The sequence below is a fragment of the Sinorhizobium terangae genome (assembly GCF_029714365.1).
Taxonomy (GTDB): Bacteria; Pseudomonadota; Alphaproteobacteria; order Rhizobiales; family Rhizobiaceae; genus Sinorhizobium; species Sinorhizobium terangae.
In genome coordinates this window covers 2624985-2647006 of sequence record NZ_CP121659.1, presented here as the reverse complement: position 1 = coordinate 2647006, position 22022 = coordinate 2624985, and the positions used below count along the sequence as shown (strand labels likewise).

Here is a 22022-nt window from a genome sequence, read left to right as displayed (position 1 = left end):
GCAATGCCGCCGATGTCCTCTGTTGCGGTTTTTTCAGCGAATTCTGGAGAGCGTTCATGTCTCGATCATCCAATTCTGGCTGTCGCGTGGTTCGGCCGGGTGACACATATGCCGGCAAGCAAGGGCTCAGCTATTTCGAGGGGATCGCCGCGGAAACGGTCGGCTCGAAGGGCATTTGCATGCATCTGCTGACGATCCCGGCCGGCGCGCGTGCCAAGGCGCATCTGCATGAAAGCCACGAGACCGCGATCTATGTACTTGCCGGCGAGGCGCACACGTGGTTCGGCGACCGGCTCGAAGAGCATGTGATCGTCAAGGCGGGCGAGATGTTCTACATCCCCGCCGGTGTGCCGCACCTGCCCGCCAATCTCTCCGATAAGCCGTGCTCGGCGGTGATCGCCCGGACGGATCCGAAGGAGCAGGAAAGCGTCGTCCTGCTGCCCGAACTCGATGCCCTGGTGCCGTGAGGCGGAGATTGCCGCAACTTGCCGCAAATCCTCAATCTCGCCACGCGAAGGGATAAGGCCAGTGAGGTTGATGGGGGCGGGCGAAGGCAATGACCAAGCCGACTGCACTTGAACCATCTATGCTCGCCCTCCATCCGCTTTCTCGGCTGGGGTTCCTGAATTTCCGATCCGCCGCGCGAAATAAAAGGCTGCTCCCCCTGCCGCGCCGCTGATTGCGCAGGCTGCGAAGAACAGTTGATCCTCCCGTCCCATTCGCTGACCGTAGAGTCCTACATCCTCCATTGGTTCAGGGGCGTTTTCGAACGAGGATGTAATGAATCCCGCCAGGAGAATAAACGCGAATGTCAGCGCGACACACACGACGCCAGCAAGGCAATGGTAGCCCAGGTTCCGTCGGCCAAACCGCTGCATGAGCCGGTAAAGACCGAAACTTGCCGGAGCGAAGACAGGGAATGCGACCAGAGATACAAAGAATGGCAACAGAATACCGACCGGAATGAGAACAGGGAAAGGGACACCGGAAATTGACTTAGGGTCGACGAACACCAACATGGCGAAAGCCGTGTAGGTGCCGGCGAGGGTAGCCGCCGCGTGTAGCCGCGGAAACCAGTTCTCCCGGTCATGAGCATACATTGCCAGCACTCTGCCCCGATTCCCCGATCACACCCCGCTTGCCGGAATGCCGGTGCGTTGCACTGCCCGCGGCGCCGTCACTTCCTTCCATGTGGTAAGGGCCGTGCTGACGGCGGGGAAGGGATCGCGCTTGACGAATTCCCCGTGACCTTCCTGCGTCTTCACCGTGCCTTCCTCGATCGAAACGACGCCGCGGGTGAGCGTGAAGCGCGGCAGCCCCGTTACGGTCTTGCCCTCGAAGACGTTGTAGTCGATCGACGATTGCTGGGTCTTGGCCGAGATCGTCTTCGTGCGCTTCGGATCCCAGACGACGAGGTCGGCATCAGCGCCGACCAGGATCGCGCCCTTCTTCGGATAGATGTTCAGGATCTTGGCGATATTGGTCGAGGTCACCGCCACGAATTCGTTCATGGTGATGCGGCCAGTCGCGACGCCGTGGGTCCACAGCATCGGCATCCGGTCCTCGAGACCCCCGGTGCCGTTCGGGATCTTGGTGAAATCGCCGACGCCGAAGCGCTTCTGGTCGGTGGTGAAGGCGCAGTGGTCGGTCGCGACCACCTGCAGCGAGCCTGAGGCAAGCCCGGCCCAGAGGCTGTCCTGATGCTGCTTGTTGCGGAAGGGCGGTGACATCACGCGGCGAGCGGCGTGGTCCCAGTCCTTGTTGAAATATTCGCTTTCGTCGAGCGTCAGGTGCTGGATCAAAGGCTCTCCAAACACGCGCATGCCCTTCGCGCGAGCGCGCCGGATCGCCTCGTGGGCCTGCTCGCAGGAGGTGTGGACGATATAGACCGGACAGCCGGCCATGTCGGCGATCATGATCGCGCGGTTGGTTGCCTCGCCTTCGACCTCGGCCGGCCGTGAATAGGCATGAGCCTCGGGGCCATTGTTGCCTTCAGCGAGCAACTTCGCCTGCAACTGAGCGACGACGTCGCCGTTTTCGGCGTGGACGAGCGGCAGGGCGCCAAGCCCGGCGCAGCGCTGGAACGAGGAAAACATCTCGTCGTCATCTACCATCAGCGCGCCCTTATAGGCCATGAAGTGCTTGAAGGTATTGATGCCCTTGTCCTTGACGATGGTCTCCATCTCGTTGAAGACCTGCTCGCCCCACCAGGTGATCGCCATGTGGAAGGAATAGTCGCAATTGGCGCGTGTCGACTTGTTGTCCCACATGGTGAGCGCTTCAAGCAGCGACTGGCCGGGTGAGGGGAGCGCGAAATCGACGACCATGGTCGTGCCGCCGGCGAGTGCCGCGCGGGTGCCGCTTTCGAAATCATCCGAGGAATAGGTGCCCATGAAGGGCATTTCGAGATGGGTGTGCGGGTCGATGCCGCCGGGCATGACATAGCAGCCGGTCGCATCCAGCGTCTCGCTGCCGGAGAGGTTCGGTCCGATCTCGACGATCTTGCCGCCCTCGACCTTGACGTCGGCCTTGTAGGTGAGGTCGGCCGTGACGATGGTTCCACCCTTGATCACAGTGCTCATTGCTCGTGTTCCCTTGCGATTGTGTTTTCGGCCGCCGGAAGGGCCAAGAAAAAGGGCGGAACCGTCGTCCCGCCCACAATGTCACTTCACGATTTCAGCCGTTTCGACCACGGCGTGGAAGAGGACATCGGCCCCCGCGGCGGCCCACTCCTTGGAGATGTCTTCCGCCTCGTTGTGGCTGAGGCCGCCGACGCAGGGGCACATGATCATCGTGGTCGGGGCGACCTTGGCGGCCCAGCAGGCATCGTGGCCGGCCCCCGAGATGAGATTCATGTGGCTGTAGCCGAGCTTCTCCGCGGCGCCACGCACGGTTGCGACCAGTTTGGGATCGAAGGTCACGGGATCGAAATGGCCGACCGCCTCGATCGAGCAGCCGACACCCAATGCCTCGGCGATCTTCGGCGCTTCGGCCTCGATGCGCGCGCGCATGCCGTCGAGCTTGGCCTGGTCGGGCGAGCGAATGTCGATGGTGAAGACGACCTTGCCCGGGAGCACATTGCGCGAATTGGGAGAGAAGAACACCTGGCCGACGCCGCCGACTGCGCCCGGCTGGTTTTCCATGGCAACGTTCTGGACCATTTCGAAGATCCGCGCCATGGCAAGGCCGGCATTGAGCCGCATGTTCATCGGCGTCGAGCCGGTGTGGGCCTCCCGGCCCGTAAGCGTAACTTCCAGCCACCACAGGCCCTGACAGTGGGTGACGACGCCGATCTGCTTACTCTCGGCTTCCAGGATCGGTCCCTGTTCGATGTGGTATTCGAAATAGGCGTGCATCTTGCGCGCGCCCACTTCCTCGTCGCCGAGCCAGCCGATGCGTTTCAGTTCGTCGCCGAAGCTTTTTCCCTCGGGATCCTTGCGTGCATAGGCGTAATCGAGCGTCAGGGCACCGGCAAAGACGCCGGAAGCGATCATCGCAGGGGCAAAACGCGCGCCCTCTTCATTGGTCCAGTTCGTCACCACGACCGGATGCTTGGTGCGGATGCCGAGATCGTTCATCGTGCGCACGACCTCAAGGCCGCTCAGGACACCGAGTACGCCGTCGAACTTGCCGCCGGTCGGTTGAGTGTCGAGATGAGAGCCAATGTGCACGGGCAGGGCGTCCGGATCGGTGCCGGGGCGCGTCATGAACATGGTGCCCATCTTGTCGACACCCATGGTAAGCCCGGCCGCCTCGCACCAGGATTGGAAAAGCCGACGAGCCTCGCCGTCTTCGTCCGTCAATGTCTGGCGATTGTTGCCGCCGGCGACGCCGGGGCCGATCTTTGCCATATCCATCAACGAATCCCACAGGCGGTCAGCGTTGACGCGCATGTTCTCGCCAGGTGCTGCCATGGCGTTCTCCTCATTTTTCGGTTTGCCCCTTGCGGCGCAGCCCTCATGTTCCCGACGATCAAATCCAAGCTTTGTTTTTGGTGCCTTTCGATCAGCCGTTGCCTTTGTCGGCAAACTGGCTGATAATTTGACCGGTTGGTAAACATTACAACTTCCGTGGCGGCACTCAAGCCGGAAAAACAAAAAATCGGAGTTGTTGCCCAAAAAAATGGCGCGTCCGAATTTTGGGCAATTCGAGGTGCTGCAACGATTTTGTGCGTCTGCGCGCGAGTGTCGTTGTGCGCAAGCAACGGGCAGGGGGCATGATGGTACTTCCAAGAGCGGCCAAGACCCAGAGGCGTACACGCATCCAGGAGGAGAAGGAGGAGCAGATCCTCGAGGCGGCGCTGGAGGTCTTTTCGGCTAATGGCTTTCGCGGCTCAACCATCGATCAGATCGCCGAAGTGGCGGGCATGTCGAAGCCGAATCTGCTCTATTATTTCCGCACCAAGGAGGCGATGCATCGAGCGCTGATCGACCGCGTGCTCGACACCTGGCTCGATCCGCTCCGCGAGTTCAATGCCGAGGGCAACCCGGTCGCCGAGATCCGCAGCTACATCCGGCGGAAACTGGAAATGGCGCGCGATTTCCCGCGCGAAAGCCGGCTCTTCGCGAATGAGGTTCTGCAGGGCGCCCCGCACATCGAGGACGAACTGAAAGGCCCGCTGAAAGAACTCGTCGACGAGAAGGCCGAAGTGATCCGCGCATGGGCAAAGGCCGGCAAGATCGCCAAGTGCGATCCCTATCACCTTATCTTCGCGATCTGGTCGACGACTCAGCACTACGCCGACTTCGACGTGCAGGTCCGTGCCGTGCTCGGCCAGGACAACGCCGGGGACGGGCGTTTCGAGGATGCCGCACGCTTCCTCGAGCGCCTGTTCGTCGACGGCCTGCAGGTCCGCGAGCAACCGTCGTCGGATTACGCTGAGGAGATATAGGTCCGCTCGATCGCCCTGAGGGCGCTTAACTCGCCGCCGGCAGCACATCGGAAAGCTGCGTGGCGCTGCCGAGGATCCAGGTCTCGAGCGTCGCCTGCCTGCCGCGCAGGCCGATATCGAGGCGCATGTTGCCTTCGAGGTCGAGGCCGGCGCGACGGACGAGTTCGACCGAAACCGCAAGTTCGGCATCATGCTCCTTCGCGAGCCCTTCGAGCCGGCTGGCGGTGTTGATCGTATCGCCGACCGCCGTCAGCGAGGTCGCCCGTCCATAGCCCATCTCGCCGATGATTGCCGGGCCTGCGTGCAGGCCGATCGCCAATCGCAGCGGTTGTTCAAGTTCACCGTCGAATGTCTGATTAAGAGCCTGAATTCCGTTGGACAAACGGACTGCGGCAGCGAGTGACTGAAGGCATGCTTCGTGGAACGGGGTCTTCAGCCCGAAGATCGCAAGCGCACCGTCGCCGATGAACTTGTCGATCACGCCGCCCGAGCTTTCCACGGCTTCGCCGACCATTTCGAAGTAGCGGTTGAGCAGGAACACCGTATCGAAAGGCAGCTTGTGCTCGGCGATGCGGGTGAAGTCACGCAGATCGCAGAAGAGCACGGCGATCCGGCGCTCGCGGCCCTCGCCGTTCTGCTGGGCGAGTTGCTTCTTTATCCCCAGGCTGTCGGTATCGAGAATGGGGACGACGGTCACGCTGTGAACCGGCCGGAACTGGCAAGCGAGCCGCACATTGTCCGGCGCGCCGATCCGGGTCAGTGTCGCCCGTTCCGCGGCTTCCGGTTCCGGTTGGCCGTCCAGGCCCTGAATGACGCGGACCCGGCACGTCGAGCAGCGGCCACGTCCGCCGCAGACGGAAACGTGGGGAATACCAGCGGCGCGGCTTGCCTCCAGCACGCTGAAACCAAGGCTGACCGCCGCGACACGGCCGTCGGGATAGCGGACGCGAATTCGGCCGCGCTTCGGCAGCGCGCGAAGGGCGAAGGTGCCTGCGATCAGGCCACCGAAACCGGCGTAGAGCGCCAGGCGGATGTCTTCCATAAGAGCCATATCGACCCGCGGGTTGTGCCCGACGTAAGCGGTGTCGCCATAGCCACCATGTTCTGCATAGACGCGCTCAAGCGATCGCGCCCCGTTGACGAAGCCGAGCAACGCGAAGATCGGGACGAGCAGCGCAATCGTATAGAGCAGGATCTCATAACGCGGGAACCAGGGGCGGCCGCGCATCCAGAACCAGGCGCCGAGACATCCGTGGCTCCAGGCGAGGAGAAGCGCCGCCGTTTGCCGGGTGGTGTTGATGGAACTCGACCAAAGCGTTCGAAGGATTTCGGGATAGGTGGCTTCGATCCCGGAGAAGATCGGTTCAACCCGGGCGGCGACCACATGCGCCATCAACACGAAAGGCAAGCTGAGGCCGAAGACGATCTTGAGCGCCTCGCGTGCGGGCATTCTGAGCGTCTGCCGCCGATAGAGGCTGTCGAGGGCCATCATGAAATGCAGGAGCAATGCGCCGTAGAGCAGGATTGTCCCGGGTACGCTGTGCCAAAGGAGATTGAACGTCCGCCTGCCGGCTTCCATGGCGTCGATGGAGATCAAGCCGAGCGAATGATTGAAGAAATGGCAGAGGATGAATGTGCCGAGCACTGTCCCCGAGACCAGATGTGTCTTCTTGCGTGCGCTGGTGGAAAAGGTCGTCAAGCACTCTGCCCGGTATTTGCCGGCTCTGGCCGGCCATTGCTGATGCCGCTCTTATTAACTAGATCGCGGATACCGACAACTTACGTTTTCGACACAAACTGTTTCGTTTTCGTGACTTCAATTCAGAGGGTGGCGGCCTTGCTCGACCGTTCCCAATGCTACTCCATGATGCGGGGTAGCCGCTCGGCGAGTTTGTCGATCACCACCCGGAGCTTTGGCAGCATAAGCTGTGTTTGCGGCCAGACCGCGTAAGCCTTGAAGGTTTGGCCGGGCCGGTCCGTAAGCACGCGCACCAGTTCGCCGCGCTGCACGCGTTCGCGCACCAACCAGCACGGCAGCCAGGCAAGGCCGAGGCCATCGGCCGCGGCATCGGCGATGGCGGCAAGATCATCCAGCCGCAAACGGGTCTTCGGCGTCACGTCTTCGGTCGCATTCCCCTTGACCGGAAAGGACCACGGGCGCTGGTGTCCGCTCCGCGCGTAGACGACGGCATCGTGCATGGTGAGGTCATCAAGGCTAGTCGGTATACCGTGGGCTTCGAGATAGGCGGGCGCCGCGCAGACTGTCATGCGCTGATCGGCGATCGCACGTGCCATCAGGCCCGGGTCGGTGCCCGCGGAACCGTTGCGGATGGCGAGATCGAAACCCTCGTCGAGGAGATCGACAACGCGGTCGTTGAAGGAAAGATCGAACTCCAGACGCGGATGCGCGCGAAGCAGATCGTGCAGCAGCGGCGCCACGCATAGGCGGCCGAAGAGGACAGGCATCGAAATGCGCAGCCGGCCGCGAATTTCCTGCTTGCCGGATTCAAGCAAAGCCTCGGCGTTCTGGACTTCGTCAAGCGCCTTCAGGCAGCTCCGGTAGAAGAGCTGGCCCTCGTCCGTCAGGCTTTGCGTCCGGGTGGTGCGATGAAAGAGGCGCACGCCGAGCCGCTGCTCGAGCCGTGCGACCGTCTTGCCGACGGCCGAGCGGGTAAGATTCAGCCGCTCAGCGGCGGCCGAGAAACCGCCGGCATCGGCGACCTCCACGAATACGGAAATACCGTTCAGCCTTTCCATTATTGTATCCACCTGAGAACCAATGATGGGAAATCTTATCGCAACTGGCGATGTGAGTTCAACACTATGCTCGTTCCATCACCATCCACGTGAAAGGAATGATCATGACGAAATGGATGAGGGAATGGAGCATCGACGCGATCGGCCCGCAAAATCTGAAGATTACCGAACATCCCGTGCCGGATATCGGTGATCGTGATATGCTCGTCCGGACGACGGCCGTGTCGCTCAATTACCGTGACAAGCTGATGCTTGAAACCGGCATGGCGCTGGATCTTGACTTCCCCTTCGTACCGGCTTCGGACATGAGCGGCGTCGTCGAAAACGTGGGCAAAGGCGTGACGCGCTTCAGCCCCGGCGACCGCGTCATCTCGACCTTCCACCCCGGCTGGCTCGATGGTCTCAGGCCGGGAAGCGGCAGAGAGCCATCCTATGCGACGCTTGGCGGCGTGCATCCGGGCGTCATGTCGGAATATGTCGCGTTCCCTGAAGACTGGTTCGTCGCCGCACCGAAGAGCCTCGACGCAGCCGAGGCGAGCACTCTGCCATGCGCCGGCCTCACCGCCTGGTTCGCGCTGCTGGAGAAGGGGCATCTCAGACCCGGCGATCGCGTCGTCGTCCAGGGAACGGGTGGCGTCGCGCTTTTCGGACTGCAGATCGCCAAGGCGATGGGTGCCGAGGTGATCGTCACGTCGGGAAGCCAGGAAAAGCTCGCCCGGGCGCTGGCACTTGGCGCTGACCACGGCATCAATCGCAAATCTGAGGACTGGGTCGAACGGGTTTATGAGCTGACCGCAGACCACGGCGCCGACCACATTCTGGAAATCGCTGGCGGCGCCGGCCTTGGCCAGTCGCTGAGAGCGGTCGCGGCCGACGGGCGCATTTCCGTGATCGGCGTATTGGAAGGCTTCGAGATTTCAGGGCCGGCGGCGCCGCTGCTTTTGAAATCCCCGGTGCTGCAGGGCATCAGCGTGGGGCATCGCCGGGCGCTCGAAGATTTCGTTGGCGCGGTCGACCGCATCGGCCTGAAGCCGGTCATCGACAAGCGATACACGTTCGCCGATTTCCGCGAGGCGCTGGCGCATCTCGATCGCGGTCCCTTCGGCAAGGTCGTGATCGAATTCTAGATCGTTTCATTGAAGGGATGAACCGATCTAACGCATTGAAACGACGCAATTCCGGACGGAAAACCGTTGCACACTTTTTCCTGGAATGCTTTGCGCCCACCACAAAGACGAAAGGCCGCCGGTGCTCCCTCCCGGCGGCCCTCCTGTATCATCGACGTTCCCTTACTCAGCGGCCTGTCGAGCCATCGGATTGTTGGGATGGGTCGTCCAGTTGGCGTAGTTCGGGTCCACCGGCTTGCCGGTGCGTTTGTCGAGAGTGCCGGCCGCGAGCGGCTCCATCGTGATGCAGTTCGAGACGGGGCAGACGTTAACGCAGAGATTGCAGCCGACGCATTCCTCTTCGATCACCTCGAAATGGCGCACGCCGTTGACGAACTGGGTGATCGCCTGGTGCGAGGTGTCCTCGCAGGCGATGTGACAGCGACCGCACTTGATGCAGGCGTCCTGGTCAATCTTCGCCTTGGCGACATAGTTGAGGTTCAAGTACTGCCAGTCCGTGACGTTTGGCACGGCGCGACCGCAGATGTCGTCGAGCGACCTATGGCCCTTGGCGTCCATCCAGTCGGAAAGGCCGGAAATCATTTCCTGGACGATCTTGAATCCGTAGGTCATCGCTGCCGTGCAGACCTGGACGTTGCCGGCACCGAGAGCCAGGAATTCGGCCGCGTCGCGCCATGTGGTGATGCCGCCGATGCCCGAGATCGGCAGTCCCTGGGTTTGCGGATCGCGGGCGATCTCGGCGACCATGTTGAGCGCGATCGGCTTCACCGCCGGGCCGCAATAGCCGCCGTGGCTGCCCCGGCCGTCGATCGAGGGCTCCGGTGAGAACGTGTCGAGATTGACCGAAGTGATCGAGTTGATCGTGTTGATCAGCGACACGGCGTCGGTGCCGCCTGCCTTGGCTGCTCGGGCGGGTTTGCGGATGTCGGTGATGTTCGGCGTCAGCTTGGTGATCACCGGCATGCGCGTGTACTGTTTGCACCAGCGTACGACCATCTCGATATATTCGGGCACTTGGCCGACCGCGGACCCCATGCCGCGCTCGGACATGCCATGCGGACAGCCGAAATTAAGCTCGATGCCGTCGGCCCCGGTTTCTTCGACGAGCGGCAGGATCGCCTTCCAGGCGTTCTCCTCGCAAGGCACCATGATCGAGGCGATCAGAGCGCGATCAGGCCAGTTCATCTTGACCTGCTTCATCTCGCGCAGGTTCACGTAAAGGTCGCGGTCGGTGATGAGCTCGATATTGTTCAAGCCGAGCAGGCGCCGGTCGGCGCCCCATATCGCGCCGTAGCGTGGTCCGTTGACGTTGACGACCGGCGATCCTTCCTCGCCGAGCGTCTTCCAGACGACGCCACCCCAGCCGGCCTTGAAGGCGCGCTCGACGTTATAGGCCTTGTCCGTCGGCGGCGCCGAAGCGAGCCAGAACGGGTTCGGGGATTTGATGCCGACAAAATTGTTGCGAAGATCAGCCATTGTTTCGTCCTCTCGATCCTGTTCCGCTTCTTACGCGACGGCGCTCGCCAGCGGCTGAGCCGCGGCGAAAGCCCGGTTGATCGATTCGGCGGCGTCGCGCCCCATGGCGACGGCGGAAACGGTCAGGTCCTCTCCGCCCAGCACGCAGTCGCCGCCCGCCCAGACACTGGCGAGCGACGTGCGGCCTTCCGCATCGACGACGATGCGTCCGCCCTCCAACTGAAGCGCGCCGAGGCCAGAGGCTTCGAAGGTCTGGCCGATGGCCTTGAAAATCTGGTCGGCTGCGATGATACCCGTTTCCCCTGTTGTCGTCAGCTTGCCGTTGTCAAGCGTGGTGTACTCAAGTTCGATGCCAGCGACCTTGCCATCCTTCAGCGCGATGCGCTTCGGCTGCAGCCAGTGGCGGATGGTGACGCCCTTGGAAGTTGCGAGATCCTGCTCGAACTCGGAGGCATTCATGTGTTCCTTGCCGCGGCGGTAGCAGATCGTCACCTCCTCGGCTCCGAGCAGCTTCGCCTGGACGGCCGCGTCGATGGCGGTCATGCCGCCGCCGAGCACCACGACCCGCCGGCCGACCGGGATGTCGGCCTTGGTCTTCGACTGCCGGAGTGCGGCGATGAAGTCCACGGCGTCGTCAACGCCTTCGGCATTCTCGTCCTCGATCCTGAGCGCATTGACGCCGGCAAGACCGAGACCAAGGAAGACGGCATCATATTGCTCCGACAAGTCGGCAAGCGAGAAGTCGCGGCCAAGCGCCTGCCCATGGCGCACCTCGATGCCGCCGACCGAAAGGACGTAGTCGACCTCCTTCTGGGCGAAATCGTCCACAGACTTGTAGGCGGCGATGCCGTATTCGTTGAGTCCGCCGGATTTTTCGCGCGCATCGTAGACCACCACGTCGTGGCCATTGACCGCGAGCCGATGAGCGCAGGCAAGCCCCGCAGGTCCTGCACCGACCACAGCTACCCTGCGACCCGACGATGCGGCTCGCACGTAGAATTGCTTGTTCTCCTTCATCGCGATGTCGGTCGCGTAACGCTGCAGTCTGCCGATCTCGACCGGGCGCTCCTCGGCGGTGTTGCGCACACAGGCCTGCTCGCAGAGCGTTTCGGTGGGACAGACGCGGGCGCACATTCCGCCAAGTATGTTCTGGTCGAAAATCGTCTTTGCCGAGCCGATCGGATTGCCCGTGGCAATCTGCCGAATGAACATCGGGATGTCGATCGAGGTGGGACAGGCCGTCATGCACGGCGCATCATGACAGAAGTAACAGCGGTCGGAAGCGACCAGCGCCTCGTGTTTGTCGAGCGGCGGATGAAGGTCGGAGAAATTGGCTTCGTATTCCTTGAGCGGCAGCCGGCCGCCAAGGATCCCAGATTGCGTCGTTCCCATTTTTAGCTCCCAATGTTTTCTCAGGATGAGAGAACGGTAACACGCTTTATTTTTTTATCAAACGGTAAAAGTTTACTTCGGAAACTTGCCGAACGCCCTGAGAACCGGGGCTTTCTCTTCATGCGTCCGATTCACTCCGCACGTTTGTTTGACAGGGCAGTGCAAATAGTGGCAGCAAATCAAAGGGGAAGGAGATAATCGTATGGCGCGCAGGCCGGAGACCAACAACAGGCTGGACGATGCTGCCCGCGCTGGCTGGCTGTACTATGTCGCCGGCCGAACGCAGGACGAGATCGCTTCGATCATGGGCATCTCGCGGCAATCGGCGCAGCGCCTCGTTTCCCTCGCCATGGCCGAGCGACTGATCAAGGTTCGGCTCGATCATCCGATTGCCGCCTGTCTCGAGGCGGCCGCCCGACTCAGGGAAAAATATGAGCTGAAGCACGTCGATGTCGTGCCGAGCGATCCGGGCTCGAGTTCGACAACTGTCGGGATCGCCGAAGCGGGCGCTGTCGAGATCGAGCGCTGGCTGAAGTCGACGGACCCGGTGGTTCTCGCGATCGGGACGGGGCGCACGCTGAAAGCGACGATCGACCAGTTGCCCTCGATGGAATGCCCGCAGCATCGGATCGTGTCGCTCACCGGCAATATCAGGCTCGATGGCTCGGCCGCCTACTACAATGTCATCTTCAGCATGGCGGACACGATCAAGGCGCGCCATTTCCCCATGCCCCTGCCGGTTCTCGTCTCGTCGCCCGAGGAGCGCGAGGTCCTTCACAACCAGAGTCTCGTCAAGCTCGCTCTCAAGCTCGGCGCGGAAGCCAATGCCGCCTTCGTCGGCGTGGGCGAACTCGGGCCGGACGCACCGCTGTGCGAGGACGGCTTTCTGGCGCGCGAGGAAATGGAGCGACTGATGGCAGCCGGTGCCGCAGGCGAGATTTGCGGCTGGATGTTCGATCACGACGGCGAACTGCTCACGGGCAGCATCAACGAACGTGTCGCCTCCATTCCGCTTCCCCCACGCGACCGGGCATCGGTCATCGGCATTGCCAAGGGCAAGCGCAAATACGAGGCGCTCCGCGCGGCGCTCAAGGGCCGCATCATCAACGGCCTCATCACCGACGAAACCACCGCTGACTTTCTGCTCGGCGCGTGATTCAAGCGAGATTGACTCGGGCGATATCGAGCGTCCGGGACGCTCAGGAGCGCATTCGGTCCGGCGCGCTCGATAAAAAAATCCATAGCTGAAACAGGCCATTAACAGTTTCGGGTGCGTCGCAGCAACGAATGCAGATTGACATTTTGCGTCAACGGGTGAGTAATTGCCCATGAGCAAGGCAAATGCTCAATTCTTCTGGGAGGAAGTCGATGAATTTGAGAACTTTCCTGCTGGGCACGTGCTCGGCAGTCGCTCTGGCGGGTCTGGCCCAAGCAGAAACCCTCACCATTGCGACCGTGAACAACGGCGACATGATCCGGATGCAGAAGCTGACGGATGATTTCACCTCGAAAAATCCCGACATTCAGCTCGAGTGGGTAACGCTCGAGGAAAACGTGCTGCGCCAGCGCGTGACGACGGATATCGCGACGAAGGGCGGCCAGTACGACATCATGACGATCGGCACTTACGAAGTGCCGATCTGGGCGAAGCAGGGCTGGCTCCTGCCGCTCGACAACCTTGGTGCCGATTACGATGTCGATGACCTCTTGCCGGCGATCCGCAGCGGCCTGACGATCGACGGCAAGCTCTATGCCGCGCCATTCTATGGCGAAAGCTCGATGGTGATGTATCGCAAGGACCTGTTCGAGAAGGCCGGGCTCACGATGCCCGATGCCCCGACCTGGGACTTCATCGCGGATGCTGCCCGCAAGATCACCGACAAGAACAGTGAAATCTACGGCATCTGCCTGCGCGGTAAGGCCGGCTGGGGCGAGAACATGGCCTTCCTGACGGCGACGGCGAACGCTTTCGGCGCACGCTGGTTCGACGAGAAATGGCAGCCGCAGTTCGATCAGCCCGAATGGAAAAATACGCTCGACTTCTATGTCAAGCTGATGAATGAGGCAGGCCCGCCCGGTGCCTCCTCCAACGGTTTCAACGAAAACCTGTCACTCTTCCAGACCGGCAAATGCGGCATGTGGATCGACGCAACGGTTGCCGCTTCCTTCGTAACAAACCCGAAGGAATCGACGGTTGCCGACAAGGTCGGTTTCGCGCTTGCCCCCGATACCGGCCTTGGCAAACGCGGCAACTGGCTCTGGGCGTGGAACCTCGCAATCCCCGCAGGCTCGCAGAAGACCGAGGCGGCCGAAAAGTTCATCGCCTGGGCAACTGGCAAGGACTATCTGAACCTCGTCGCCGAGAAGGAAGGCTGGGCAAACGTTCCCCCCGGTACCCGCACGTCTCTCTATGAGAACCCGGAATACCAGAAGGCGGCGCCGTTCGCGAAGATGACGCTCGACTCGATCAACGCGGCCGACCCGAAGAACCCGGCGGTCAAGCCGGTGCCCTATGTCGGTGTGCAGTTCGTCGCGATCCCGGAATTCCAGGGCCTCGGCACTGCGGTCGGCCAGGTCTTCTCGGCAGCGCTTGCCGGTCAGATGAGTGTCGATCAGGCGCTTGCCAGCGCGCAGCAACTGTCGACCCGCGAAATGACCAAGGCAGGTTACATCAAATAGGGCTCCCAAGGGCCGGGGCGCTGGCTGGAAACGGCTGGTGTCCCGGCAACTCTCAGAGCGGGATGGGGAAAGCGGAACGGGTTTTCCGCTTCCCGCTCTGACTTTTTTAGATCGGTCACGGCGCGTCCGGCATGCGCGTAAACCGCGCAGCCTTCATGGAACAGCGTTGATAACTACGGGAGGACGCCATGGCGACCTTGCACACCCGCTCCGCCGCGCGGCTGATGATCGCGCCCTCGGTGCTTCTGCTTCTGGCCTGGATGATCGTTCCGCTGGCCATGACCATCTATTTCTCGCTTCTGCGCTACAATCTGCTGATGCCCGGAATGGAGGAGTTTGCAGGGTTCTCGAACTATACTTACTTCCTGACCGATCCGGCATTCTTCCAGGCCATCTTCAACACGCTCGCGATCGTGCTCGGCGTGCTGTTCATCACGGTGATCGGCGGTATCGCCCTCGCACTTCTTCTCGACCAGCCGATGTTCGGGCAGGGGATCGTGCGCATCCTGGTGATTGCGCCCTTCCTGATCATGCCGACCGTCGCGGCGCTCGTCTGGAAGAACATGTTCATGAACCCGGTGAACGGGCTCTTTGCCTGGCTCGCCAAACTCGTCGGCCTGCAGCCCTTCGACTTCCTCGCCAATGCGCCGCTCTTCTCGATCATCCTCATTGTCGCGTGGCAATGGCTGCCTTTTGCGACGCTCATCCTGCTGACGGCGTTGCAGTCGCTCGACGAGGAACAGAAGGAGGCCGCGCAGATGGACGGCGCCGGCGCCTGGAGCCGCTTCTTCTATCTGGTGCTGCCGCATCTCTCACGGGCGATCACCGTGGTGATCCTGATCCAGACGATCTTTTTGCTGTCCGTCTTCGCCGAAATCCTCGTCACCACCAACGGTGGTCCGGGCACGCAGAGCACGAATCTCACCTTCCTCGTCTATGCGCAGGCTCTCCTGCAGTTCGACGTGGGCGGCGCATCCGCCGGCGGCATCATCGCGGTCATCCTCGCCAATATCGTCGCATTCTTCCTGATGCGCATGATCGGCAAGACGCTGGAGGCTTGAAAGTCATGGCACGCAATGTCTCGACCCGACGCAAGCTGGTTGTCACGGTCGTCGCCTGGACGATCGGCATCCTGATCTTCTTCCCGATCCTCTGGACGTTCCTGACGAGCTTCAAGACGGAGGCGCAAGCGATCGCCTCGCCGCCGGCATTCCTGTTCTTCGACTGGACGACCGAGAACTACTTCGAAGTGCAGAGCCGGTCGAACTACTTCAAGCACTTCATGAACTCAGTGGTCGTCTCCTTCGGCTCGACGCTGCTCGGCCTCATCGTCGCCATTCCCGCGGCCTGGGCCATGGCTTTCGCGCCGACGAAACGCACCAAGGACGTGCTGATGTGGATGCTGTCGACGAAGATGATGCCGCCCGTTGGCGTGCTGGTGCCGATGTACCTGATGTTCCGCAATTCCGGGCTTCTCGACACCCGTACCGGCCTGGTGATGGTCCTGACGCTGATCAACCTGCCGATCATCATCTGGATGCTCTACACCTATTTCAAGGAAATCCCCGGCGAGATCCTTGAAGCGGCGCGTATGGACGGCGCCTCTCTCTCCAAGGAGATCATCTATGTGCTGACGCCGATGGCGATCCCCGGCATTGCCTCGACGCTGCTCCTCAATATCATTCTTGCCTGGAACGAAGCGTTCTGGACCTTGAACCTGAGCGCGGCGAAAGCGGCACCGCTGACCGCCTTCATAGCCTCCTATTCGAGCCCGGAAGGCCTGTTCTACGCGAAGCTCTCGGCCGCCTCGACGATGGCGATCGCCCCCATCCTCATACTCGGCTGGTTCTCGCAGAAGCAGCTTGTACGCGGCCTGACCTTCGGCGCGGTCAAATAAGGATACGACCATGGGAAGCATCACACTCAAGAACGTATCGAAAGTCTTCGGCGCCCACGCCGTCATCCCTTCGATCGACCTCGATATCAATGACGGTGAATTCGTCGTCTTCGTCGGACCGTCCGGCTGCGGCAAGTCCACGCTTTTGCGCTTGATCGCCGGCCTGGAGGACGTCAGCGACGGCGAAATCGTCATCGACGGCAAAAAGGCGACGGACCTGCCGCCGGCAAAGCGCGGCCTCTCGATGGTGTTCCAGTCCTATGCGCTCTATCCGCATATGAGCGTGCGTTCCAACATCGCCTTTCCCTTGAAGATGGCAGGCGAGGACAAGGCGGTGATCGACAAGAAGGTGGCGGACGCCGCGCGGGTGCTGAACCTCACCGACTATCTCGACCGCAAGCCGCGCCAGCTTTCCGGCGGTCAGCGCCAGCGCGTGGCGATCGGGCGGGCGATCGTCCGACAGCCGGAAGCCTTCCTGTTCGACGAGCCGCTTTCAAACCTCGATGCGGCGCTGCGCGTCAACATGCGTCTCGAAATCAGCCAGCTTCACCAGCAACTGAAGACGACGATGGTCTATGTCACCCACGACCAGGTCGAGGCCATGACCATGGCCGACAAGATCGTGGTGCTCAATCGCGGGCGCATCGAGCAGGTGGGCTCGCCGCTCGATCTCTATCACAAGCCGGACAATCTCTTTGTTGCCGGCTTCATCGGCTCGCCGAAGATGAATTTCATTTCCGGGGCGCCGGCCGCCGCCTATCAGGCCCACACGATCGGCATCCGTCCCGAGCATCTGGCCCTTTCCAAGGAACAGGGAACGTGGCGGGGCACAGTCGGGGTGGCTGAACATCTCGGCTCCGACACCTTCCTCCATGTGAATGCCGACGGCATCGGCACGTTGACGGCGCGTGTCAGCGGCGACTTCGGCGTCACCCATGGCGATCCGGTTTTCCTGACGCCGGATGTCCAGCGCCTGCACAAGTTTGACGAAAGGGGATTGGCAATTCGATGAAACGTCTTGAAGGGAAAAGCGCGCTGATCACCGGATCCGCGCGGGGTATCGGCCGTGCCTTCGCCGAGGCCTATGTGCGCGAGGGGGCCACCGTCGCGATCGCCGACATCAATATCGAGCGGGCGAAGCAGACGGCTCAGGAAATCGGACCAGCCGCCTATGCCGTGCAAATGGACGTGACCCGACAGGAATCGATCGATGCGGCGATCGCTGCAGTTGTCGAGCACGCGGGCGGCCTGGATATCCTCGTCAACAATGCCGCTCTTTTCGATCTGGCGCCGATCGTCGAGATCACCCGGGAAAGCTACGAGAAACTGTTTTCGATCAATGTCGCCGGTACGCTCTTCACCCTGCAGGCGGCGGCCAAGCAAATGATCGCGCAGGGGCGCGGCGGCAAGATCATCAACATGGCGAGCCAGGCTGGGCGCCGCGGCGAGGCACTGGTCGCCGTCTATTGCGCAACCAAGGCGGCCGTTATCAGCGTTACCCAATCGGCCGGGCTCAATCTCATCAAGCATCGCATCAACGTGAACGCGATCGCTCCGGGCGTCGTTGATGGCGAACACTGGGATGGCGTCGATGCGCTCTTCGCCAAGTACGAGAACCGTCCGCTCGGCGAAAAGAAGCGCCTGGTTGGCGAGGAGGTGCCTTACGGACGGATGGGCACCGCCGAAGATCTGACAGGCATGGCGATTTTCCTCGCCTCCTCGGAAAGCGACTACGTCGTCGCCCAGACCTACAACGTCGATGGCGGCAACTGGATGAGCTGAGGTTTCGTTGCAGGACGAGCCCCGAAAGGAACGATAGGATGACGACCAGACTCTCCCTTGCCACACTAGACACCGTCAAGGCCAAGGCTGGCGTTCCGAAATACGGTCGGCACGATCTTCGCGCCGGAATCGTCCATTTCGGCGTTGGCAATTTTCACCGCGCTCACCAGGCCGTCTATCTCGATGATCTCTTCAATCTCGGGATCGACCGTGATTGGGCGATCATCGGGGCCGGGGTCTTGCCGTCGGACGAGGTCATGCGGGCCAAGCTCGAAGCGCAGGATTTCCTGACGACGGTGGTCGAGCAGGACAACAATCGCACGGGCGCACATGTCACCGGCGCGATGATCGCCTATCTCAAGCCCGGTGATACACCGGCCATCGTGGCGCAGCTCGCAAGCCCGTCCATTCGCATCGTATCGTTGACGATCACCGAAGGCGGCTATTTCATCGATCCGGCGTCCGGCGTCTTCAATCCTGCCCATCCGGCAATCGTCGAGGACGCGCGCAATCTGGCTTCGCCGAAGACTGTCTTCGGCCTCATTCTCGCGGGCCTTGCCGAGCGCAGGGCGAGGGGGATTCCGCCCTTCACCGTCATGTCCTGCGACAATATCCCTGGCAATGGCGAGGTGACGCACGCGGCCGTTGCCGGCTTGGCACGCCTCTCGGATCCCGCCTTCGCAGACTGGATCGATGCCAATGTCGCCTTTCCGAACGGCATGGTCGACCGCATCACGCCCGCGACGGGCGCCCGCGAAATCGGTTTCGTCGCCTCGGAATACGGCATCGACGACGCCTGGCCGGTCTTTTGCGAGGAATTCAAGCAATGGGTGCTGGAGGACCATTTCCCGCAAGGCCGTCCGGCACTGGAAAAGGTCGGCGTCCAGTTCGTTCCCGACGTCGCTCCCTATGAGCACATGAAGATCCGCATCCTCAACGGCGGCCATGCCGCAATCGCCTATCCGGCGGCATTGCTCGATATCCATTTCGTCCATGAGGCGATGGAGGAGCCCTTGATCCGCGGCTTCCTGGCAAAGCTCGAACAAGACGAAATCATCCCGGTCATCCCGCCGGTGCCGGACACGGATCTCAACGACTATTACCGGCTCATCGAGACACGCTTCGCCAATCCGAAGATCGGCGACACCATTCCGCGGCTGGCCCAGGATGGTTCGAACCGCCAGCCGAAATTCATCCTGCCGTCGACCGCCGATCGCCTGCGCCGTGGTGAAGATGTGGTCGGGCTGTCGCTGGTATCTGCTCTCTGGTGCCGCTATTTCGCCGGCAAATCGGACAGCGGCAAGGATATCGTCTTCAACGACGCAAGCGCCGACCGGCTGCACGCCGCCGCGCTTGCGGCGAAGGAAGACCCGATGGCTTTCCTCGCCCTTTCCGATATTTTCGGCGACGTCGCCCGGTCCGATCTCTTCCGGCGGCGTTTCGGGCATGCGTTGAAAACGCTCAGGGAAAAGGGCACGCGCGCAACGCTGCAGCTTTATCTGGATGGCAACCTCGGGGAATAGCGCCGATGGCGGACCGCGCTAGGCTGGTGATCTTCGACTGCGACGGCGTCCTGGTCGACAGCGAACCGATCTCGCTTGCCGTCCTTGTCGAGGCGCTGGATGCCGCGGGCATATCGATGACGACGGCCGAGGCGAGCGCGCGCTTCCTCGGCCGCAGCCTTAAAAGCATGTCCGCCATCCTTCATGACGAACACGGCCTTGCGACCGACGACGCCTTTCTCGAAGGCATGCGCACGCGCCTATATGCGCGCTTTCGCGAGGAACTGAAGCCCGTTCGAGGCATTCGCCGCGCGGTCGAACAGCTCGACGGGGCCTGTTGCGTTGCGTCGTCGAGCCAGCCCGAGCGCATTCGTCTTTCCCTGACGGTGACCGGGTTGATCGATCTCTTCGAGCCGCACATATTCAGCGCCAGCATGGTGACGCACGGCAAGCCGGCGCCCGATCTCTTCCTCTATGCGAGCGAGCAAATGGGCTACGCGTCCGCCGATTGCGTCGTCGTGGAAGACAGTCCGGCCGGCATCGAGGCTGCGAAAGCGGCCGGCATGCGCGTCTTTGCCTTCGCCGGCGCCAGCCACGCGCGAAACGACCGGCATCGGCAAGCGCTGGCGCAACTTCACCCCGATGTCCTGTTTGACGATATGGGCGAATTGATACAGTTTGTCCGGCAATAAGTCAGAGCAGGATGGCGGCAATGCAGCGTGACCACATGCCGTTCTGACCTCTCAAATCATCGTGATCTCGGGACGGAGACATCCATTGATGCGCGAATATGTCGTTGCGGTCGATATCGGCACCGGTAGCGCCCGTGCCGGCATTTTTGACCGGAAAGGCAAGCTTCTCGCGCGGGCCGACAGGCCGATTGCCATGAACCGGCCGGAAGAAAACCACGCCGAGCAGGATTCCGAGGATATTTGGGCGGCGGTCTGCGGGGCGGTCAAGGCGGCACGCGACAAGGCCGGTGTCGCCGCGGATAATGTCGCAGCGATCGGTTTCGACGCGACCTGCTCGCTGGTCGTACGCGATCGTGACGGCGCACCGCTTTCGGTCAATCGTGCCGGTGACGCGCGTTGGGACACGATCGTTTGGCTCGATCACCGGGCGCTCAAGGAGGCCGATTTCTGCACGTCGACAGAGCATCCCGTCCTTCACCATTCCGGCCGCGTGATGTCGCCGGAGATGGAAATGCCGAAGTTGATGTGGCTGAAGCAAAACCTTCCCGGGCAATGGGAAAGGGCCGGCTATTTTTTCGATCTTGCGGATTACATGTCCTGGCGCGCGACCGGCAGCACCGCGCGATCGCGTTGTACGCTCACGGCAAAATGGAATTATCTCGCGCATAAGGAGAGAGGCTGGCAGGCCGACTATCTCGAAGAGATCGGCCTTGCGGACCTTCTCGGCCGAGGGGGGCTGCCTGAGGAAACCCTGCCCATTGGCAGCGCAGTCGGGACCCTGACCGCAACGGCGGCCGGGGAGCTAGGCCTCGACACGGAATGCCGGGTTGCACCGGGACTGATCGATGCCTATGCCGGCGCGCTCGGCGTGCTCGGCAGATTTGCCGCCGAGCCCGCAAATCTCGAACGGCAACTCGCCCTCATCGCCGGCACCTCGAGCTGTATTGTCGCCTTTTCACGCGAGATGAAGCCGGGCTTCGGCATGTGGGGGCCCTATTTCGAGGCGGTGTTTCCGGGCTGCTGGTTGGTCGAGGGCGGGCAGTCGGCGACGGGCGCGCTCCTCGATCATATCGTGCGCGTGCATGGCGGTGGGCGGGAACCGACCGCGGAGACGCACATGAAGATCATCCAGCGCGTGCAGGAACTGCGCGCGCTTCATGGCCCGGCCTTCGCCGATCGGTTGCACGTTCTTCCCGATTTTCACGGCAACCGATCGCCGCTCGCCGATCCGCACGCGCTCGGCGTCATCAGCGGTCTCGCGCTCGATTCATCGTTCGATGCGCTTTGCCGTCTCTATTGGCGCGCCTGTGTCGCGATCGCGCTAGGCATCCGGCACATTCTCGAAATGATGAAAGAGGCGGGATACAATCTCGATACGCTGCATGTAACCGGCGGTCATGTGCGCAATCCGCTGCTGATGGAGCTCTATTGCGATGCGACCGGCTGCCGCGTGGTTGCGCCCGAAACGCCCGATGCCGTGCTGCTCGGCACAGCGATGGCGGCTGCTGTTGCCGGCGGACTTTACTGCGATCTCGCAACGGCGGGGACGGCAATGGGGTCCAATGGTCAGGAACGTCTTCCCAACGCTGCCTTGCGCAATCTCTACGATCGCGACTATCAGCGGTTTCTGACCCTTTACCGGCATCGCGCGGAGTTGGAAGCGATGGAGTAGCCGGCAATTTTTTTCGGAACTTTTTTCTTACGTGCGCGTTTGGGCAGACAACCGGACGGTGGCGCACATCGCCCCCAATGTGACGCCGGAGGCATACCGCCGGTTGCCCAACTCACATCCCCTCTGTGAGTTGATAAAGCTCAGCCAGTGCCCTT

19 protein-coding genes are annotated in these 22022 nt (G+C 61.8%); 12 read left to right on the top strand and 7 right to left on the bottom strand.

From position 1 onward, the window contains the following. The first annotated feature begins 56 nt into the window (after nt 1–56). Nucleotides 57–467 carry a cupin domain-containing protein gene (locus tag QA637_RS12635; protein WP_167528265.1) on the top strand — a complete coding sequence of 137 codons (411 nt, stop codon included), beginning with the start codon at nt 57–59 and terminating at the stop codon, nt 465–467. A gap of 117 nt (nt 468–584) precedes the next feature. On the opposite strand, the gene QA637_RS12630 is transcribed toward QA637_RS12635, so the two are convergent. The 3 genes from QA637_RS12630 to QA637_RS12620 all read right to left on the bottom strand — a co-directional run bounded on the left by QA637_RS12630 (nt 585) and on the right by QA637_RS12620 (nt 3914). Beyond that, a complete protein-coding gene (locus QA637_RS12630; protein WP_153440075.1) occupies nt 585–1100 on the bottom strand; it encodes a hypothetical protein in 516 nt (171 codons plus the stop codon). A 27-nt stretch (nt 1101–1127) separates the two neighbouring features. Beyond that, nucleotides 1128–2582, bottom strand: coding sequence for a dihydropyrimidinase (gene hydA / locus QA637_RS12625; protein WP_283061621.1), 1455 nt, complete (start codon nt 2580–2582; stop codon nt 1128–1130). Nucleotides 2583–2663: 81 nt separating this feature from the next. Continuing rightward, nucleotides 2664–3914, bottom strand: coding sequence for a Zn-dependent hydrolase (locus tag QA637_RS12620; RefSeq protein ID WP_153440073.1), 1251 nt, complete (start codon nt 3912–3914; stop codon nt 2664–2666). A gap of 305 nt (nt 3915–4219) precedes the next feature. On the opposite strand from QA637_RS12620, the gene QA637_RS12615 reads away from it, so the two are divergent. Then, nucleotides 4220–4891, top strand: a complete 672-nt coding sequence (locus QA637_RS12615) for a TetR family transcriptional regulator C-terminal domain-containing protein (protein ID WP_153440072.1) — start codon at nt 4220–4222, stop codon at nt 4889–4891. Between the two features lie 25 nt (nt 4892–4916). Here the strand turns inward: QA637_RS12615 and QA637_RS12610 are convergent, their stop codons facing one another. Together QA637_RS12610 and QA637_RS12605 are read right to left on the bottom strand one after the other, a co-directional pair. After that, entirely contained in the window at nt 4917–6590 is a 1674-nt protein-coding gene (locus QA637_RS12610; protein WP_153440071.1) for an adenylate/guanylate cyclase domain-containing protein, read from the bottom strand. 158 nt (nt 6591–6748) lie between these two features. Then, a complete protein-coding gene (locus tag QA637_RS12605; protein ID WP_283061619.1) occupies nt 6749–7648 on the bottom strand; it encodes a LysR family transcriptional regulator in 900 nt (299 codons plus the stop codon). Between the two features lie 104 nt (nt 7649–7752). Between QA637_RS12605 and QA637_RS12600 the strand changes: the two genes are divergently transcribed. Then, entirely contained in the window at nt 7753–8775 is a 1023-nt protein-coding gene (locus QA637_RS12600; protein WP_153440069.1) for a zinc-dependent alcohol dehydrogenase family protein, read from the top strand. Nucleotides 8776–8937: 162 nt separating this feature from the next. On the opposite strand, the gene preA is transcribed toward QA637_RS12600, so the two are convergent. Next, nucleotides 8938–10251 (bottom strand): NAD-dependent dihydropyrimidine dehydrogenase subunit PreA, encoded by a 1314-nt coding sequence (preA, locus tag QA637_RS12595; RefSeq protein WP_283061618.1) that lies wholly within the window; start codon nt 10249–10251, stop codon nt 8938–8940. Nucleotides 10252–10281: 30 nt separating this feature from the next. Then, nucleotides 10282–11643, bottom strand: a complete 1362-nt coding sequence (locus tag QA637_RS12590) for an NAD(P)-dependent oxidoreductase (RefSeq protein ID WP_153440067.1) — start codon at nt 11641–11643, stop codon at nt 10282–10284. Nucleotides 11644–11845: 202 nt separating this feature from the next. Between QA637_RS12590 and QA637_RS12585 the strand changes: the two genes are divergently transcribed. The 9 genes from QA637_RS12585 to QA637_RS12545 all read left to right on the top strand — a co-directional run bounded on the left by QA637_RS12585 (nt 11846) and on the right by QA637_RS12545 (nt 21867). Beyond that, nucleotides 11846–12799: a sugar-binding transcriptional regulator gene (locus QA637_RS12585; RefSeq protein WP_153440066.1), complete on the top strand. Its 954-nt coding sequence runs from the start codon at nt 11846–11848 to the stop codon at nt 12797–12799. A 212-nt stretch (nt 12800–13011) separates the two neighbouring features. Then, the gene (locus QA637_RS12580; RefSeq protein ID WP_153440065.1) at nt 13012–14322 is read left to right on the top strand and encodes an ABC transporter substrate-binding protein; all 1311 of its coding nucleotides are present in this window, start codon (nt 13012–13014) and stop codon (nt 14320–14322) included. A 188-nt stretch (nt 14323–14510) separates the two neighbouring features. After that, nucleotides 14511–15383 carry a carbohydrate ABC transporter permease gene (locus tag QA637_RS12575; RefSeq protein ID WP_153440064.1) on the top strand — a complete coding sequence of 291 codons (873 nt, stop codon included), beginning with the start codon at nt 14511–14513 and terminating at the stop codon, nt 15381–15383. Nucleotides 15384–15388: 5 nt separating this feature from the next. Next, the gene (locus QA637_RS12570) at nt 15389–16219 is read left to right on the top strand and encodes a carbohydrate ABC transporter permease (protein ID WP_283061615.1); all 831 of its coding nucleotides are present in this window, start codon (nt 15389–15391) and stop codon (nt 16217–16219) included. Between the two features lie 10 nt (nt 16220–16229). Continuing rightward, nucleotides 16230–17231: an ABC transporter ATP-binding protein gene (locus QA637_RS12565; protein WP_153440062.1), complete on the top strand. Its 1002-nt coding sequence runs from the start codon at nt 16230–16232 to the stop codon at nt 17229–17231. Further along, nucleotides 17228–18001, top strand: coding sequence for an L-iditol 2-dehydrogenase (locus QA637_RS12560; protein WP_153440061.1), 774 nt, complete (start codon nt 17228–17230; stop codon nt 17999–18001). Before QA637_RS12565 ends, QA637_RS12560 begins: the two co-directional genes overlap by 4 nt. A gap of 38 nt (nt 18002–18039) precedes the next feature. Next, nucleotides 18040–19524 (top strand): mannitol dehydrogenase family protein, encoded by a 1485-nt coding sequence (locus QA637_RS12555; RefSeq protein ID WP_283061611.1) that lies wholly within the window; start codon nt 18040–18042, stop codon nt 19522–19524. 5 nt (nt 19525–19529) lie between these two features. Further along, complete coding sequence (locus QA637_RS12550) at nt 19530–20195, top strand: HAD family hydrolase (protein ID WP_283061610.1); 666 nt, start codon at nt 19530–19532, stop codon at nt 20193–20195. A gap of 88 nt (nt 20196–20283) precedes the next feature. Further along, the gene (locus QA637_RS12545) at nt 20284–21867 is read left to right on the top strand and encodes an FGGY-family carbohydrate kinase (protein ID WP_283061608.1); all 1584 of its coding nucleotides are present in this window, start codon (nt 20284–20286) and stop codon (nt 21865–21867) included. Nucleotides 21868–22022 lie beyond the last annotated feature (155 nt).

Bases quoted from the DNA above. Each gene is read 5' to 3' on its own strand.
- QA637_RS12635 (WP_167528265.1), top strand. From the start codon at position 57: ATGTCTCGATCATCCAATTCTGGCTGTCGCGTGGTTCGGCCGGGTGAC.
- QA637_RS12630 (WP_153440075.1), bottom strand. From the start codon at position 1,100: ATGTATGCTCATGACCGGGAGAACTGGTTTCCGCGGCTACACGCGGCG.
- hydA (WP_283061621.1), bottom strand. From the start codon at position 2,582: ATGAGCACTGTGATCAAGGGTGGAACCATCGTCACGGCCGACCTCACC.
- QA637_RS12620 (WP_153440073.1), bottom strand. From the start codon at position 3,914: ATGGCAGCACCTGGCGAGAACATGCGCGTCAACGCTGACCGCCTGTGG.
- QA637_RS12615 (WP_153440072.1), top strand. From the start codon at position 4,220: ATGGTACTTCCAAGAGCGGCCAAGACCCAGAGGCGTACACGCATCCAG.
- QA637_RS12605 (WP_283061619.1), bottom strand. From the start codon at position 7,648: ATGGAAAGGCTGAACGGTATTTCCGTATTCGTGGAGGTCGCCGATGCC.
- QA637_RS12600 (WP_153440069.1), top strand. From the start codon at position 7,753: ATGACGAAATGGATGAGGGAATGGAGCATCGACGCGATCGGCCCGCAA.
- preA (WP_283061618.1), bottom strand. From the start codon at position 10,251: ATGGCTGATCTTCGCAACAATTTTGTCGGCATCAAATCCCCGAACCCG.
- QA637_RS12590 (WP_153440067.1), bottom strand. From the start codon at position 11,643: ATGGGAACGACGCAATCTGGGATCCTTGGCGGCCGGCTGCCGCTCAAG.
- QA637_RS12585 (WP_153440066.1), top strand. From the start codon at position 11,846: ATGGCGCGCAGGCCGGAGACCAACAACAGGCTGGACGATGCTGCCCGC.
- QA637_RS12580 (WP_153440065.1), top strand. From the start codon at position 13,012: ATGAATTTGAGAACTTTCCTGCTGGGCACGTGCTCGGCAGTCGCTCTG.
- QA637_RS12575 (WP_153440064.1), top strand. From the start codon at position 14,511: ATGGCGACCTTGCACACCCGCTCCGCCGCGCGGCTGATGATCGCGCCC.
- QA637_RS12570 (WP_283061615.1), top strand. From the start codon at position 15,389: ATGGCACGCAATGTCTCGACCCGACGCAAGCTGGTTGTCACGGTCGTC.
- QA637_RS12565 (WP_153440062.1), top strand. From the start codon at position 16,230: ATGGGAAGCATCACACTCAAGAACGTATCGAAAGTCTTCGGCGCCCAC.
- QA637_RS12560 (WP_153440061.1), top strand. From the start codon at position 17,228: ATGAAACGTCTTGAAGGGAAAAGCGCGCTGATCACCGGATCCGCGCGG.
- QA637_RS12555 (WP_283061611.1), top strand. From the start codon at position 18,040: ATGACGACCAGACTCTCCCTTGCCACACTAGACACCGTCAAGGCCAAG.
- QA637_RS12550 (WP_283061610.1), top strand. From the start codon at position 19,530: ATGGCGGACCGCGCTAGGCTGGTGATCTTCGACTGCGACGGCGTCCTG.
- QA637_RS12545 (WP_283061608.1), top strand. From the start codon at position 20,284: ATGCGCGAATATGTCGTTGCGGTCGATATCGGCACCGGTAGCGCCCGT.